The following is a 13241-nucleotide window of genomic DNA, read 5'->3' as shown; positions in this document are numbered from 1 at the left end:
AGCACCCTAAAAGCGCACGGCCAGCACCAGAATCGCGACCGCCGCGCCCGTTTCGACCATCGCTCCGAGCACGTCACCCGTGATGCCGCCGAGCCGGTCGATGCAGCGTGCGAGCAGAGCCAGCGCCGCGGCCAGAGCGAGTGGAACCGCGGCGGCCGCGAGCGCGGCGGTCTGCGGATCGACGATCAGCCCGAGCGCGCCGCAGACGATCGCGGCGACCACCCCGGCGGCCACCGCCACCCGCACCCGGACGGACCCGGCGACCCACGAGCCCAGCCCGCCCGGCCGCGCCGACGGAATGGGCTGCGTGCACCCCGCCGTCACGCCGAGCCGCCCGGCCACCGCCGCGACGATCAGCGCTACCGGGCCGCGGTGGATCGCGAAGGCCGCCGCCAGAGCGCTGATCTGCACCCCGAGCACCAGGACCAGCGCCACCACGCCGAAGGCGCCGATATCGGAACGCTTCATCAGCGCGAGCGCCTGCTCGGCCGGTTTGTTCGAACCCAGGCCGTCCGCCGTGTCCGCGAGGCCGTCCAGATGCAGCGCGCGGGTCTGCGCCGCCAGCGCGGCCACCCCGATGACCGCCGCGATCAGCGGCGAGCCGGTCAGCCAGTCGGCGAGCTGCGCGGTACCCGCCGCGACCGCGCCGAGGCCGAGGCCGACCACGGGAGCCGCGGTCATCGCGACGCTCACCACGGCAGCGTCGGCCCGCGGCGCCCCGGCCCGCCAAATGGTCAGAGTGCTGATGGCGAGCCGCAGTCCGCCGGAGATCCGACCGGAACGGCTCGGGTGAGCCTGAGTCGGGGCCGCGTGCGTCGCGCCCCCGCCGCCATGCCCGGCAGAGTGCTCGGACGCAGGGTTCGCACCTACGTTGGGGCTCGTGGGCACCGCGCCGGCAGCCTGCGCTCCCGGCCCCTTGGCCGGCCCGGCGGCGCCCGAGCTCGCTTCCGCTATCCCCCCGTCCCGGCCCGCATCAGCACTCATACTCACTGCTTATCGCCTCGTCAAAGTCGCGAACGCATCAGCGGTTCGGGCAGGCCTTCCTCCGCGTACGAACCGGTTTCCGCGAGGATCGTCACCGCCGACCGCAGCAGCGGCAGCGCCAGCAGCGCCGCGCAACCGCCGTCCGCACGCACCTTGAAGTCAAGCAGCGGCTCAAGTCCCAGCCGGTCGATCGCCTTCTGATACGCCGGCTCCGGGGACAGGTGCGCGGCCAGCATCCAGTCGGGCGCCCGGAACGCGATGCGCTGCGCGAGCACCGCGCAGGCCACGCTGCCGAGCCCGTCCAAGAGCACCGGGGTCTTGCGGATCGCCGCCTGCATCAGGAAGCCGGTCAGCGCCGCGAAGTCCGGGCCCGCCACCGTCGCCAGCAGCTCGATCTGGTCGGCGATCACCGGCCGCGCCGCGCGCATCGCGTCACGCACCGCCGCGCACTTGCGCACCCACGCGCGGTCGTCGATCCCGCTGCCGCGCCCGGTCACCACCGCCGCGTCCGCGCCGGTCAGCACGCCGATGAGCACGCCGGCCGGGGTCGAGTGGCCGACTCCGATCAGCGAGGGCATGAGCAGGTCCGCCCCCGAGTCGATCTCGGCGTCGGCGACCGCGATGCCGACCCGGAAGGCGGCGGCGGCCTCCTCCCGCGTGCAGGCCGGCTCCTGGTCGATGCGCCCGGTGCCGCGCCGGATCCGCCCGGCGGTCACCTCGGTCGGCAGGTCGGCGTACGCGGCGGCGTCCCAGTCCACAGACACGTCGATGACCTGCACCGACGCCTGATGCGTCCGGGCGAGCGCCTGCACCGGCCCGCCGCCCTGCACGATTCGGCGCACCATGGCCGCCGTGGCTTGCGGCGGATACGCGCTCACGCCGTGCTGCGCGATGCCGTGATCGCCGGCGAACAACACCACCCTGGCGCGCTCCAGCGGGCGGGGCGGGCACGCGCCCTGGACCGCCGCGAGCCACTGCGCCAACGTCTCGATCCGCCCGAAGGAGCGCGGCGGCAGCGCCACCGTCTCGGCCCAGCGGTCCCGGGCCGCCGCGCGCGCGGCATCGTCCGGCCGCAGCACACCCTCGGCGAACTTCTCCAGCTCTGTCGTGTCCATCGTCCCGCGAGCCTAATACGTCGCCCACGCCGTTCGCCCGCGGGCGAGGGCTTGTCACCGCTGCCGTGCGTCCCGCGCCCACGCCTTCAGCCGCACCGGAATCCCGGCCACGACCAGCGTGACCTCGTCCGCGACCGAGGCGATCGCCTGGTTCAGCCGGCCGAGCTCGTCCCGGAACCGGCGCGTACCGGCCGCTTCCGGGACCACGCTCAGTCCCACTTCGTCGCTGACCAGGACTACCGAACGCGCCGAATTCGAGTACGCATCAACGAGCTCGGACACCAGGCGACCTAGTGCCGTACGAGGCGTGCCCTCATGCCACGCCTCGTCGTCCCAAGCGCCCACCGAGTCCATCGCTGCGGTAAGCCAGAGTGTCAGCGAATCCACCAGAACCGTTCGATCGGCCGTCCGGAGCAACTCAGCGAGCCGCGCAGGCGCCTCCCCGAGCTCCGCCGTCTGCCACGTCGGCGGCCGCGTCGCCTGATGCCGCGCAATCCGCTCGGCCCACTCGGGGTCGCCGTCGTAACGCGGGGCCGTCGCGGCATACAGCACTTCCTCGTCGTCAACGAGCAGCCGCTCGGCGAATGCCGACTTGCCCGATCTCGCCCCGCCGAGCACAAGGGCGCGCCATGCCGGTGTCCGGGAATGCATCCGCTCGCCGCCTAGCTAAGGTATGGGCCATGGCTTTCACATGGCGGTACGAGAACGCTTCGGGTACAGAGGTTGAGCCGATCGTCCCGGTCGAGGGCGAGCACGCCGCCTTCTCGACCCAGGGCGACGCGGAGAGCTGGATCGGCGAGAACTGGCCCGAGTTGTTGGCCGCCGAGGTCGAGCAGGTCACCCTCCTGGAGGACGGGGTCGTGGTGTACGGCCCCATGTCCCTCCAGGAGTCGCCGCCCGCGTGAACCTTCGCCGCCGCGGCGGCGAGCCGGCGGGGTGCTACGGCCGCTTGGCCGGGGACACCGTCAGCTTCGGATCGCGCCGCACCACCGGGTCAAGGATCTCGTCGATCCGCTTGAGCAGACCCTCGTCCAGCTTCACGCCGGACGCCTTGACGTTCTCCTGAACCTGCTCGGGCCGGGACGCTCCGATGATCGCCGCGGAGACGTTCCGGTTCTGCAGCACCCAGGCCACCGCGAGCTGAGCCAGCGTCAGGCCGGCCTCCTGCGCCAGCGGCTTGAGCTGCTGCACCCGCGTGAGCACCTCGTCGTCGAGCAGGTCGCGCACGAAGTTGCCGCCCACGGCGTCGGTCGCCCGCGAACCCTCGGGCGGGGCCTGGCCGGGAAGGTACTTGCCGGTCAGCACGCCCTGCGCGATCGGCGACCAGACGATCTGGCCGAGTCCGAGCTCTTCACAGGTCGGCACGACTTCGGCCTCGATGACCCGCCACAACATGCTGTACTGCGGCTGCGAGGAGATCAGCGAGACGCCGAGCTGCTTCGCCAGGTCAGCCGCCGCCCGGATCTCCGAGGCCTTCCATTCGGACACGCCGATGTACAGCGCCTTACCCGAGCGCACCACGTCGGCGAAGGCCTGCATGGTTTCCTCGATGGGCGTCGAATAGTCGTACCGGTGTGCCTGGTACAGGTCGACATAGTCGGTCTGGAGCCGACGCAGCGAACCGTTGATCGACTCCAGGATGTGCTTGCGGGACAGGCCGCGGTCGTTGCGCCCGGGCCCGGTCGGCCAGAAGACCTTGGTGAAGATCTCGAGGCTCTCGCGACGCTGGCCCTTGAGTGCGTCGCCGAGCACCGTCTCGGCCTTGGTGCCCGCGTAGACGTCCGCCGTGTCGAAGGTGGTGATCCCGGCGTCGAGCGCGGCGTGCACGCAGGCCTGCGCCGCCTCCGCCTCCACCTGGTTGCCGTGGGTGATCCAGTTGCCGTACGCGATTTCGCTGATGACAAGGCCGCTGCGGCCTAGGTGTCGGAACTCCATAGGCTCAAACCTATCCCCGCTTCGACGGGGATCGCACAACGACGTCGCGCAATGACTCCGCTCGCCGCCGGACGCCGCGAAGCGATCTGCCTCGGCGTATGCCGGTGTTCGCCGGCTGCGACGCGTTACGCCGTCCTACTTGGCCTTACCCGTAAAGGTCACCGTCGGGCGCGGCTGGCGCAGGAAACGCGGCATCGCAGCACGCGAGAACGCGTAGAAGCCCGAGCCACGCACGTGCTCCTCGCCGAAGCGCGCCCTCACCTCGCGCTTCACCCGGATGTTCAGCCAGATGCCCAGGATGATCCCGACGACGACCACGAGTTCCATCGCGAACGAGGCGTAGATGTAGATCGAGGCGCTGCGCAGGATCAGCGTGAACCAGGCCACGACGACGATCGGCATCAGGAACTCCAGCATGCGGAGCCGGCCGTCCACGTAGTCGCGGATGAACGCGCGCGCCGGGCCCTGGTCCCGCGCCGGGAAATTCTTCGCGTCGCCGCTCCGCAGCGCCGCCCGCTGCCGCTGGTAGGCCTCGTTGCGGGCGGAACGCTCCGCGCGCCGCCGCTCCTTCGGATCCGCCGGCATCCGCCCGAGCCGCGCCTTGCGAGCGGCCTCGGCCTCGCGTCTGGTCGGCGTGGGCCGGTCCTTGGACCGGTCGTAGCGCTGCTCGGCGGTCAGCGATTCGGGCGCGGAGCCTTCGGGCGTGGCGTCGGCCACGGCCTGGTCGTCGGAACGTCGTCGGAACACGAGGGAAGCGTAAACGGTCCACGGCCTGGCACATAACCCGCGCCTACGGCGGCGTATCGCGGCGCCGGGATGGATACGCCGTGCCGAAGACCCTCTCGCGTCCAATCGCTGTTTCACTAGGGCGGTTTGGTTGGTACTGCGGTGCGTTTGGTTGGCCCAGCGCCGACGCAAAGAACTATCGTGGGCACTGACCACAAGAGCCGCCGCACGGCGCCGCTGAAGGGGGACCTGGAGGGCCCATGGCCGACGGAGTCATGAAGCGCATGTCCTTGATCTTCAAGTCCAAGGCGAACAAGGCCCTGGACAAGTATGAAGATCCGCGCGAGACGCTGGACTACGCGTACCAGAAGCAGCTGGAGAACATGACCCAGCTGCGCCGCTCGCTCGCGGACGTCGCCACGGCGCGCAAGCGGATCGAGCTGCAGATCAAGCAGGTTCAGCAGGACTCGGACAAGCGCGAGCAGCAGGCCCGCAGGGCGCTGGAGATGGGCCGCGAGGACCTGGCCCGCGATGCCCTCACCCGCCGCGCGGAGGTGCAGCAGCAGATCGCCTCGCTCACCCCGCAGCACGAGAACCTGGTCAAGCAGGAGGAGAACCTGACCAGGGCGGTGAAGAACGCGCAGGCCAAGGTGGACGCCTTCCGTACGCAGAAGGAGACCATCAAGGCCAACTACACCGCGGCCCAGGCGCAGACCCGGATCGCCGAGACGCTCACCGGCATCTCGGAGGAGATGGGCGACGTCGGCATGGCCATACAGCGCGCGCAGGACAAGACCGCGCAGCTGCAGGCCCGCGCCGACGCGATGACCGAGCTGACCGCCACCGGGGCGCTGGACGACCCGCTGGCCCAGCTGACCACCGGCGACGACATCGACGCCGAGCTCAACCGGCTCTCCAGCGGCACCGGAGTGGACAGCGAGCTGGAGCGGATGAAGCTCGAACTGGCCGGCGGCTCGACCAAGCAGCTTGAGGCCGGCGCCTCCGGCGTGGCCAAGCCGGGCGCGATCCAGGACGCGGAAGAGGTCAAGGAGGGCGACTCCAAGTGATCGTCCGCATCCTCGGCGAGGGCCAGCTGACCCTGCAGCAAAGCGCCCTCGACGAGCTGAACAAGCTCGATGACGAGCTGATGGCCGCGGTCCGCGACGGCGAGGAGGCCAAGTTCCGCTCCGCCATGGACGCGCTGCTCGCCCGGGTGCGCGAACTCGGCGAGCCGCTGCCGGTCGAGGAGATCAAGCCGAGCGACTTCATCCTGCCCAGCGCGGACTCCTCGCTCGACGAAGTACGCGACCTGCTCTCCAGCGACGGCCTGATCCCAGGCTGACCGCCTCCCGCGCGATGCGCTTGCGCGGCGCAGCAGGCGCGCGGCGTCCGCGCACTCGCATGCCGTCCTCGGTGTGGTCCGGGCGGGGAACTTCCCCGCCCGACAGGCCGTTGTGCGGGATAAGCAGGCTGAACCGGCTCGGTCGACCGAACCGTGCTGGTTCCTAGCAACGGTTGGTTCACCACCAGCACGGACGGTTTCGGAAGGACGGCAACACCCGTGGCCAGGACGAGGTTCGCGCCAGACCGGGGACTGACCTCCCGCATGGTCTTCGTCATGTTCCTCATCGGCGCGCTGGCCGTGGCGTTCATCGCGGCCCTCATCGCTTTCGTGCCCGCGCGCAGCCTGCCGGTGGTCTTGATCATCGCCGGCGTCATCCTGTTCGCGCAGTTCTTCTTCTCGGACAAGATCGCGGCCTTCGCGATGGGCGCCCGCGAGGTCAGCCCGGAGCAGTTCCCCGAGCTGCACGGCGTCGTGGACCGGCTGTGCGCGATGGCGGACATGCCCAAGCCGCGGGTCGCCGTAGCCGAGACCCCGATGCCGAACGCCTTCGCGACCGGGCGCAACCCGAACAACGCGGTCATCTGCGTGACCACCGGCCTCTACGACCAGTGGCGCACCGGCCGGCTCACCGAGCAGGAGTTCGAGGGCGTACTCGCGCACGAGCTCTCCCACGTCGCGCACCGCGACGTGCTGGTCATCACGATCGCCTCGTTCCTCGGCATCCTGGCCGGCCTGGTGGCGCGGATGGCGTTCTGGTTCGGCCTCGGCGGCGACCGGCGCGACGACCGGGACGGCGGCGTGCCGATCCAGCTGATCATCCTGCTGGTCTCGATGGTCACCTACGCGATCTCGTTCCTGCTGACCATGGCCCTCTCCCGCTACCGCGAGCTGGCCGCCGACCGGGCCGGCGCGCTGCTGACCGGCAACCCCTCGGCCCTGGCCTCCGCGCTGCAGAAGATCACCGGGGACGTGGCCAAGATCCCGACCCAGGACCTGCGCCAGGCCGAGCCGTTCAACGCCTTCTACTTCACCCCGGCGTTCAACCGGGAGACCGCGAAGACGCTGTTCTCCTCGCACCCGACCACCGAGAAGCGGATTGAGCAGCTGGCCAAGATCTCCCGGCAGCTCGGCCGCTGACCCCGCCGCCTCGAGCGCCCGAGCCGTCCACCTCTCTCTCACAAGGGGCCCGCCCACATGGGATTCCTCGACACGCTGCTCGGCCGCACCAAGCCGGTGCAGCCCAATCTGGACCACCTGTTCGCGGTGCCCAACGCCGCGCTCACGCTGGAGGTCTCGATCGGCTTCAAGCCCACCGGCTTCGGCGCGGTCTGCTACCGCAAGGCAGAGGGCGGCGCGTTCGCCCAGGTGGAGTCGGACGTCGAGCAGCTGATCGAGGGCTTTGACGGCCCCAAGGTCGAGGCGTCCAAGGACAAGTACGGCTTCAGCTGGCTGCTGGTGCACCGCGAGCCGGACCAGCTCTCCGACCTGGTCACCGACGTGCACGCGGTGAACTCCTCCTTGCAGGACAACGGCTTCGGCCCGTACCTGCTGTGCAGCCTGATCTATTTCGAGGACCCGCAGGGCCGCAAGCTCGCACTGGTCTACCTGTACAAGAAGGGCACGTTCTACCCGTTCGCGCCGCAGCGTGAGCCGCACCGCGACAACGTGCTCGAACTCCAGGTCAAGACCGAGATCGGCGCCGACCTGCCGCTGGAGAAGGACCTGACCCGGTGGATGGCGCTGTGGGGCGCCCCGGGCTTCTAAGACCGGCTGGCACCGGCGAAGGGCGACGTCACAGGTCCGTCACCACGTCACACCTCTGCCACGATTGCCGTCGCGTGCTTGCCACCGCACGGCGCCCAGCCGCTACGCTCGTGCCGGTCTTCGGCGAGCAGCGGAGGGAAACGCAGTGTCGGTCGAGCCGCATCGGGCAACCGGCGGTGTAGAGAACGGGACTTCCGTTTTCCCGAGTCAGCGCGCTCTCCCAAGCCAGCGCAGCGGCGAGGGCGGTGTGGATCCCAGCGACGTCTACGGCTACGAACCGACGCTCCCGTACGGCGTGGAGCCCCCTGCTCCGCCGCCGTCCGAGCCCGTCGAGGAGGAACGCCGTCCCTGGCCGTCGGCGCGGCGGCAGATAGGCACCGCGGTCGCGGTGCTCGGCTGGGCCGTCGTGGCCTTCCTCATCGGCCATCGCTTCCTGCCGGACAGCGCCGGGCTGGTGTCGCTGCTGGAGACCTGGCTGCCCTGGCTCGCGGTGCCCACCGCACTGCTGCTGATCGCCGCACTCGCGGCCCGTTCGCTGCGCGCGGTCTTCGCCACCCTGGTCGCCACGGCGGTCTGGCTCGGCGGCTACGGACCGGAGCTGTTCCCGCGCGGCGACCCGATCCCGTCGAACCTGCGCGTGGTCAGCGAGGACGTCAACGCCTCCAGCGTCGAGCTCGGCGGCGTGAGCCAGCTGGCCCCGAGTCAGCACGCCGACATCGTGGCGCTGCAGCACCTGCCGCCCTCGCTGGCGGCCTCCTCGGCGACGCAGAACCTCAGCGCGGCTTACGGCTACCACGTCACGCAGTACGAGTTCGGGGTCTGGAGCCGCTACCCGATCGCGGACGCCAAGGCGGTCGACCTGGCCACCACCACGGCCGCCTCGGACGGCAACCCGAGCCTGGTCGCGGCAGTCCCGCACGTCGTCGTCGGCGCACTCCGTGTCACCGTGACAACGCCTGAGGGCGCCCTGGTGCTGTACGTGGTGCACATCCCGCAGCCGGTCCTGGGCGACCAGGGCTTTGCGAAGGTGCGCGACGAGGCGGTGGCGCGACTGGTGAAGACCGTGTCGGCCGACAAGGCGCCGAAGCTGGCCATAGTCGGCGACATCAACGTCGCGCAGACCGACCGCCGTTTCTCGGATCTGAGCTCCGGCCTCGGGCTGACCTCGGCTCAGGCTGCGGCGGGCCGCGGCTTCGGCTTCACCTGGCCCGCCGAGTTCCCGGTCGTCCGCCTCGACGACCTGCTGCTGCGCGGCGGCACCCCGGTGCGCTCGGTGGTCCTGCCCGCTCTGTCGGGAGGCAAGTCCCACCTGCCGATCGAAATCGACCTGCACCTCTGACAGCGCTGGTTACAGCTCCGGCCAGCGGTTCGCCGTAGTCGGCTATCGCTCTGAAGCTGAGCCGTTAACGCCCGGCCCCCGGCCGCTACTACGGCAGCGCCAGCATCTGCTCCAACGCCAGCCGCGAGTAGCGCGCCGTCTCCGGGTCGACCGTGATCCGGTTGACCACCTTGCCGGCCACCAGCGACTCGAGCGTCCAGACTAGGTGCGGCAGATCGATGCGGTTCATCGTGGAGCAGTAGCACACCGACTTGTCCAGGAAGACGATCTGCTTGTCGGTGTGCTTGTTCGCCAGGCGACGCACCAGGTTCAGCTCGGTGCCGACCGCCCAGGACGAGCCCGGCTCGGCCGCTTCCAGCGTCTTGATGATGTACTCGGTCGAGCCGACGTAGTCCGCCTTCTCCACGACCTCGTAGCGGCACTCCGGGTGCACCAAGACGTTGACCCCGGGTATCCGCTCGCGCACCTCGTCCACGCACTCGGCGGTGAACCGACCGTGTACCGAGCAGTGCCCGCGCCAGAGGATCATCTTCGCGTTACGCAGCTGATCATCCGTCAGGCCGCCGTTCGGCTTGTAGGGGTTGTAGAGCACGCAGTCGTCCTGCGACAGACCGAGGGCCCGGATGGCGGTGTTACGGCCGAGGTGCTGGTCGGGCAGGAACAGCACCTGCTCGCCCTGCTCGAAGGCCCAGCGCAGCGCGCGCTCGGCGTTGGAGGAGGTGCAGATCGTGCCGCCGTGCCTCCCGGTGAACGCCTTGATGTCCGCGGAGGAGTTCATGTACGACACCGGGACCACGCGCTCGACATCGCGTCCGTCCCGCGCCGCCAGGTCCGCGAGCGTGTCCCAGCACTGCTCCACCTGCTCCGCCGTCGCCATGTCCGCCATCGAGCAGCCCGCGGCCAGGTCCGGAAGCACCACCTGCTGGTCCGAGGAGGTGAGGATGTCCGCCGACTCGGCCATGAAATGCACGCCGCAGAAAACTACGAACTCCGCCTGCGGGCGCGCCGCGGCGTCCCTGGCCAGCTTGAACGAGTCGCCGGTCACGTCCGCGAACTGCACCACCTCGTCGCGCTGATAGTGGTGCCCGAGCACGAAGACCCGGTCGCCGAGCTTGGCCTTCGCCTCGGCCGCCCGCCGCACCAGATCCGGGTCGCTCGGCGCGGGCAGGTCGCCGGGGCACTCGACGCCGCGCTCGCTGCGCGGGTCGGCGGCCCGGCCGAGCAGCAGCAGCGCCAGCGGGGTCGCCGAGGGCTCGGCGAAGTCCCCCTTGGTCTCGGTGGTGACGGTCACGGCGCCTCCCACAGGCTCGGCGCGACCGGTCCGGCGGCGCCTTTATCGTCGATCTGACGCTAACTATCCTACCCCAGGGCTGGCGAGGGACGGCGCCGCCGACCGCGGACTGTGCGACCATGGAGGGGGAGTGGGGAGACGGCACGCGGGGCATTGGAATATCCGGCCCGGGTGGTCGCGTTGACCCTGCGAGCCGATTGACCGCGGACTTTGAAGGCAGGCAGACAGCATGACGGTTGAGGTAGACATCACCACCAAGCAGGACGGCATCATCCTGACTGAGGCCGCCGCGAGCAAGGTCAAGAATCTGCTCGACCAGGAAGGGCGCGATGACCTCTCGCTGCGCGTCCAGGTCCAGCCGGGTGGCTGCTCCGGCCTGCGGTACCAGCTCTACTTCGACGACCGCGCGCTGGACGGCGACGTGGTCAACGAGTTCGGCGGCGTCAAGGTCGTGACCGACCGGATGAGCGCCCCGTACCTGGTCGGCGCCACCGTGGACTTCGTGGACACGATCGAGAAGCAGGGCTTCACGATCGACAACCCGAATGCCACCGGCTCCTGCGCCTGCGGCGAGAGCTTCAACTAACAACCAGCAACACCAGCGATCCGGCCGCCGCGCACCCGGCGAGCGGCCTGAGCCGTACTACAGCGGCGGCCGACGGAGAACTCACACTCCGCCGGCCGCCGCTGTATGTGATCTATCTCACGCGCGAGTCTCCCGCCCCGGCCGGGCAGAGAGTCACTTCATGAGTGCCGAAGGCGGGTCGAGCCAGCCGGCCCAGGTGGTGCGGGACGCTTATCACCAACTTGCCGCAGCCGTCGCGACGATGACCGACGAGCGGTCATGGCTCCCTACCGACTGCCTGGGCTGGGCCGTGCGCGATCTGGTCTTCCACTGCCTGTCTGACGCGCAGCGCGGCTTGGTAGCGCTTCACACGCCGGCCGACGGCGAGCCTGACCGAGACGCGGTCACCTACTGGTCCGATTGGCAGCCGGACCCGAGCGGCGTCGGCGCGGCCGCAGGCAGGCGCTACGTCCGCGTCGTGGCAAGCATGTTCCTGCACGCGGAGCAGCTACGGGACCTCTACGTCGAGACCGCCGAAGCAGCAGTGCACGCCGCGGCCAAGGCCGAGCCGGACGAACTGATCGCCACCCAAGGGCACGTCCTCAAGGCAGGCGACCTGCTCAGCACACTTGCGGTAGAGGCGACGATCCATCACCTCGACCTAGCCGCGTCGCTGTGTGGCGGTCCAGGCGCGGAGGAACTGATGCCGGCGCCAAGCGGCTTGGCGGAGGTCCGCCGAACGCTCGATGGTCTACTCGGCCAGCCGGTGCCGATCGACTGGGACGACGCGACCTACGCGCGCAAGGGAACCGGCCGCGCGCCGCTGACCCCAGCAGAGCGCGATCGACTAGGCCAATTGGCTGACAGATTTCCGCTGTTCAGCTGACGCCGCAGGGCGTGACGAACCTCAGCCGCCGAAGCGTCGCCTCGGTTCGCTACGACCTTCCCGCACCCGCTGGATCACGTCATCCATCGGGCTCGCCGTGCCGCCGTCGCTAGTGCCGACCGAACAGTCGGCGCACCATGCGCCATGCCTCGCGCTCCGTGCGCCGGGCCGCGTACTTGGACACAAACCCGAGCGCTACCGCCAGCACGCCCAGGATCGCCGCGTATGCCGCCGACTCATGCAACGTGATGTTGCCGATCCGCAGCACCGCCTCGGTGACCAGCCCACCGCCGCTCGCCAACATTCAGGCTCACCTCCCCCAACCCTCACTGCGACCGTGCATCCCGCGATCCACGGCCGCTAGGTTCGGAAGGCGCCGATATGCAGGACGTTCGGCGCGCATAACCCGTCCCGAACCCTCTGGAGGCATCACAGAGCCCGGCTATCTCCGCTCGCGAACGATGAGAAGAACGCTGCTTCTACGCTCAGCCCCCGCCCGGCGCACGGGCAATCGTTCGCTTATGCACCCGAGTCATCCCCTCCAGAACCCGATCCCTCGCGTCTCGGCGGAGCCGCGCCCCACCGGCCGGAACCCCGGCCGCAGCGCTCCTGCGCGCCGCCGGCGCTCCGCTTTCAGCTTCGCCCGTTCAGCCCGCTTCCCCTCTTCCATGTGGCTCGCCTCACCCGTCTCGGGTCGCTGGTCGGCGCCGGAGCGGAACGTCGGCCACTTCATCGATCCACGCCCCTTCGCGCTGGCGCCCTCGACGCCGCCAGCCAGCGTCGACCAGGCCTACATGCCCGATAACAGCATTCTGCCTAAGTCCGCCGCTTCGCCACAGACACGGGCACAGGTCTATGCGCCGCTCAGTTAAGAAGTCTCCTGCTGGTCCATCCGGACCCGGAAACGCCGCACTTCCTGCGGCCAACCGCAGGCGAGCGCGATCTTTCCCGCCCAGAACCGCGCCTCCTGCTCGTCGGCGACATCCACTACCGCGAAGCCGCCGAGGTGCTCCTTGGTCTCGGCGAACGGGCCGTCCGTAACCAGCGGCGTACCGCTCGATGCATCGACGCTGAAAACCGGCGCGGCATCATCCAAGCCGCCCGTGAAGATGAACACCCCGGCAGCTTTCATCTCCGCGATCAGCGCCCGCACGGCCTGGCCCTTCTCGCGCAGCTCCTCGTCCGTGTAGTCGGGCACCCACTCGTCGTTGAACGCGATGAGGTACTCGGCCATCTCTCCTCCTTCGCTCGGCAGCCTTGTGCGGCCAACTCTCCAATACGACGAACGAGC

The 13241-nt window shown here is 69.9% G+C and carries 16 protein-coding genes; 8 read left to right on the top strand and 8 right to left on the bottom strand.

All coding sequences use genetic code 11. The features are described 5' to 3' along the window. Positions 1-6: 6 nt before the first annotated feature. The 3 genes from VFA06_RS04380 to cobU all read right to left on the bottom strand — a co-directional run bounded on the left by VFA06_RS04380 (position 7) and on the right by cobU (position 2750). Entirely contained in the window at positions 7-738 is a 732-nt protein-coding gene (locus tag VFA06_RS04380) for an adenosylcobinamide-GDP ribazoletransferase (RefSeq protein WP_414639823.1), read from the bottom strand. Between the two features lie 266 nt (positions 739-1004). Next, positions 1005-2099 carry a nicotinate-nucleotide--dimethylbenzimidazole phosphoribosyltransferase gene (locus tag VFA06_RS04375; protein ID WP_324839077.1) on the bottom strand — a complete coding sequence of 365 codons (1095 nt, stop codon included), beginning with the start codon at positions 2097-2099 and terminating at the stop codon, positions 1005-1007. Positions 2100-2153: 54 nt separating this feature from the next. Continuing rightward, positions 2154-2750 (bottom strand): bifunctional adenosylcobinamide kinase/adenosylcobinamide-phosphate guanylyltransferase, encoded by a 597-nt coding sequence (cobU, locus tag VFA06_RS04370; RefSeq protein ID WP_324839076.1) that lies wholly within the window; start codon positions 2748-2750, stop codon positions 2154-2156. Between the two features lie 29 nt (positions 2751-2779). Here cobU and VFA06_RS04365 point away from each other — a divergent pair, with 29 nt between their 5' ends. Then, positions 2780-3004: a hypothetical protein gene (locus VFA06_RS04365; protein ID WP_324839075.1), complete on the top strand. Its 225-nt coding sequence runs from the start codon at positions 2780-2782 to the stop codon at positions 3002-3004. Positions 3005-3038: 34 nt separating this feature from the next. Here the strand turns inward: VFA06_RS04365 and VFA06_RS04360 are convergent, their stop codons facing one another. Both VFA06_RS04360 and VFA06_RS04355 read right to left on the bottom strand, forming a co-directional pair. Beyond that, positions 3039-4034 (bottom strand): aldo/keto reductase family protein, encoded by a 996-nt coding sequence (locus VFA06_RS04360; protein ID WP_324839074.1) that lies wholly within the window; start codon positions 4032-4034, stop codon positions 3039-3041. Positions 4035-4169: 135 nt separating this feature from the next. Then, a complete protein-coding gene (locus VFA06_RS04355) occupies positions 4170-4751 on the bottom strand; it encodes a DUF3043 domain-containing protein (protein ID WP_324839073.1) in 582 nt (193 codons plus the stop codon). 269 nt (positions 4752-5020) lie between these two features. Between VFA06_RS04355 and VFA06_RS04350 the strand changes: the two genes are divergently transcribed. The 5 genes from VFA06_RS04350 to VFA06_RS04330 all read left to right on the top strand — a co-directional run bounded on the left by VFA06_RS04350 (position 5021) and on the right by VFA06_RS04330 (position 9208). Further along, the gene (locus VFA06_RS04350; RefSeq protein ID WP_324839072.1) at positions 5021-5827 is read left to right on the top strand and encodes a PspA/IM30 family protein; all 807 of its coding nucleotides are present in this window, start codon (positions 5021-5023) and stop codon (positions 5825-5827) included. Further along, entirely contained in the window at positions 5824-6102 is a 279-nt protein-coding gene (gene pspAA / locus VFA06_RS04345; RefSeq protein WP_324839071.1) for a PspA-associated protein PspAA, read from the top strand. Before VFA06_RS04350 ends, pspAA begins: the two co-directional genes overlap by 4 nt. Positions 6103-6321: 219 nt before the next feature. Next, positions 6322-7242 (top strand): zinc metalloprotease HtpX, encoded by a 921-nt coding sequence (gene htpX / locus VFA06_RS04340; protein WP_324839070.1) that lies wholly within the window; start codon positions 6322-6324, stop codon positions 7240-7242. 57 nt (positions 7243-7299) lie between these two features. Beyond that, entirely contained in the window at positions 7300-7869 is a 570-nt protein-coding gene (pspAB, locus tag VFA06_RS04335) for a PspA-associated protein PspAB (RefSeq protein WP_324839069.1), read from the top strand. 247 nt (positions 7870-8116) lie between these two features. Then, on the top strand, positions 8117-9208 hold the full coding sequence (locus VFA06_RS04330; protein ID WP_324839068.1) for an endonuclease/exonuclease/phosphatase family protein: 1092 nt from the start codon (positions 8117-8119) through the stop codon (positions 9206-9208). Between the two features lie 88 nt (positions 9209-9296). Here the strand turns inward: VFA06_RS04330 and nadA are convergent, their stop codons facing one another. Then, positions 9297-10499: a quinolinate synthase NadA gene (gene nadA / locus VFA06_RS04325; RefSeq protein WP_324839067.1), complete on the bottom strand. Its 1203-nt coding sequence runs from the start codon at positions 10497-10499 to the stop codon at positions 9297-9299. A gap of 229 nt (positions 10500-10728) precedes the next feature. On the opposite strand from nadA, the gene erpA reads away from it, so the two are divergent. Further along, entirely contained in the window at positions 10729-11085 is a 357-nt protein-coding gene (gene erpA / locus VFA06_RS04320; protein ID WP_324839066.1) for an iron-sulfur cluster insertion protein ErpA, read from the top strand. A gap of 160 nt (positions 11086-11245) precedes the next feature. Further along, a complete protein-coding gene (locus tag VFA06_RS04315; RefSeq protein ID WP_324839065.1) occupies positions 11246-11950 on the top strand; it encodes a maleylpyruvate isomerase N-terminal domain-containing protein in 705 nt (234 codons plus the stop codon). Between the two features lie 109 nt (positions 11951-12059). Here VFA06_RS04315 and VFA06_RS04310 read toward each other — a convergent pair whose 3' ends face one another. Both VFA06_RS04310 and VFA06_RS04305 read right to left on the bottom strand, forming a co-directional pair. Continuing rightward, positions 12060-12254, bottom strand: coding sequence for a hypothetical protein (locus VFA06_RS04310; RefSeq protein ID WP_324839064.1), 195 nt, complete (start codon positions 12252-12254; stop codon positions 12060-12062). A 564-nt stretch (positions 12255-12818) separates the two neighbouring features. After that, positions 12819-13184, bottom strand: a complete 366-nt coding sequence (locus tag VFA06_RS04305; protein ID WP_324839063.1) for a YciI family protein — start codon at positions 13182-13184, stop codon at positions 12819-12821. Between the last annotated feature and the right edge of the window lie 57 nt (positions 13185-13241).

The organism is Actinocrinis sp., assembly GCF_035653575.1.
Lineage (GTDB): Bacteria > Actinomycetota > Actinomycetes > Streptomycetales > Catenulisporaceae > Actinocrinis.
The sequence above is the reverse complement of the archived record's forward strand: the minus strand, read 5'-3'. Positions and strand labels throughout refer to the sequence as shown.

Excerpts from the sequence above, each read along its gene's own strand:
- VFA06_RS04375 (WP_324839077.1), bottom strand. The coding sequence starts at position 2,099 with ATGGACACGACAGAGCTGGAGAAGTTCGCCGAGGGTGTGCTGCGGCCG.
- cobU (WP_324839076.1), bottom strand. The coding sequence starts at position 2,750 with ATGCATTCCCGGACACCGGCATGGCGCGCCCTTGTGCTCGGCGGGGCG.
- VFA06_RS04365 (WP_324839075.1), top strand. The coding sequence starts at position 2,780 with ATGGCTTTCACATGGCGGTACGAGAACGCTTCGGGTACAGAGGTTGAG.
- VFA06_RS04360 (WP_324839074.1), bottom strand. The coding sequence starts at position 4,034 with ATGGAGTTCCGACACCTAGGCCGCAGCGGCCTTGTCATCAGCGAAATC.
- VFA06_RS04350 (WP_324839072.1), top strand. The coding sequence starts at position 5,021 with ATGGCCGACGGAGTCATGAAGCGCATGTCCTTGATCTTCAAGTCCAAG.
- pspAB (WP_324839069.1), top strand. The coding sequence starts at position 7,300 with ATGGGATTCCTCGACACGCTGCTCGGCCGCACCAAGCCGGTGCAGCCC.
- erpA (WP_324839066.1), top strand. The coding sequence starts at position 10,729 with ATGACGGTTGAGGTAGACATCACCACCAAGCAGGACGGCATCATCCTG.
- VFA06_RS04315 (WP_324839065.1), top strand. The coding sequence starts at position 11,246 with ATGAGTGCCGAAGGCGGGTCGAGCCAGCCGGCCCAGGTGGTGCGGGAC.
- VFA06_RS04310 (WP_324839064.1), bottom strand. The coding sequence starts at position 12,254 with ATGTTGGCGAGCGGCGGTGGGCTGGTCACCGAGGCGGTGCTGCGGATC.
- VFA06_RS04305 (WP_324839063.1), bottom strand. The coding sequence starts at position 13,184 with ATGGCCGAGTACCTCATCGCGTTCAACGACGAGTGGGTGCCCGACTAC.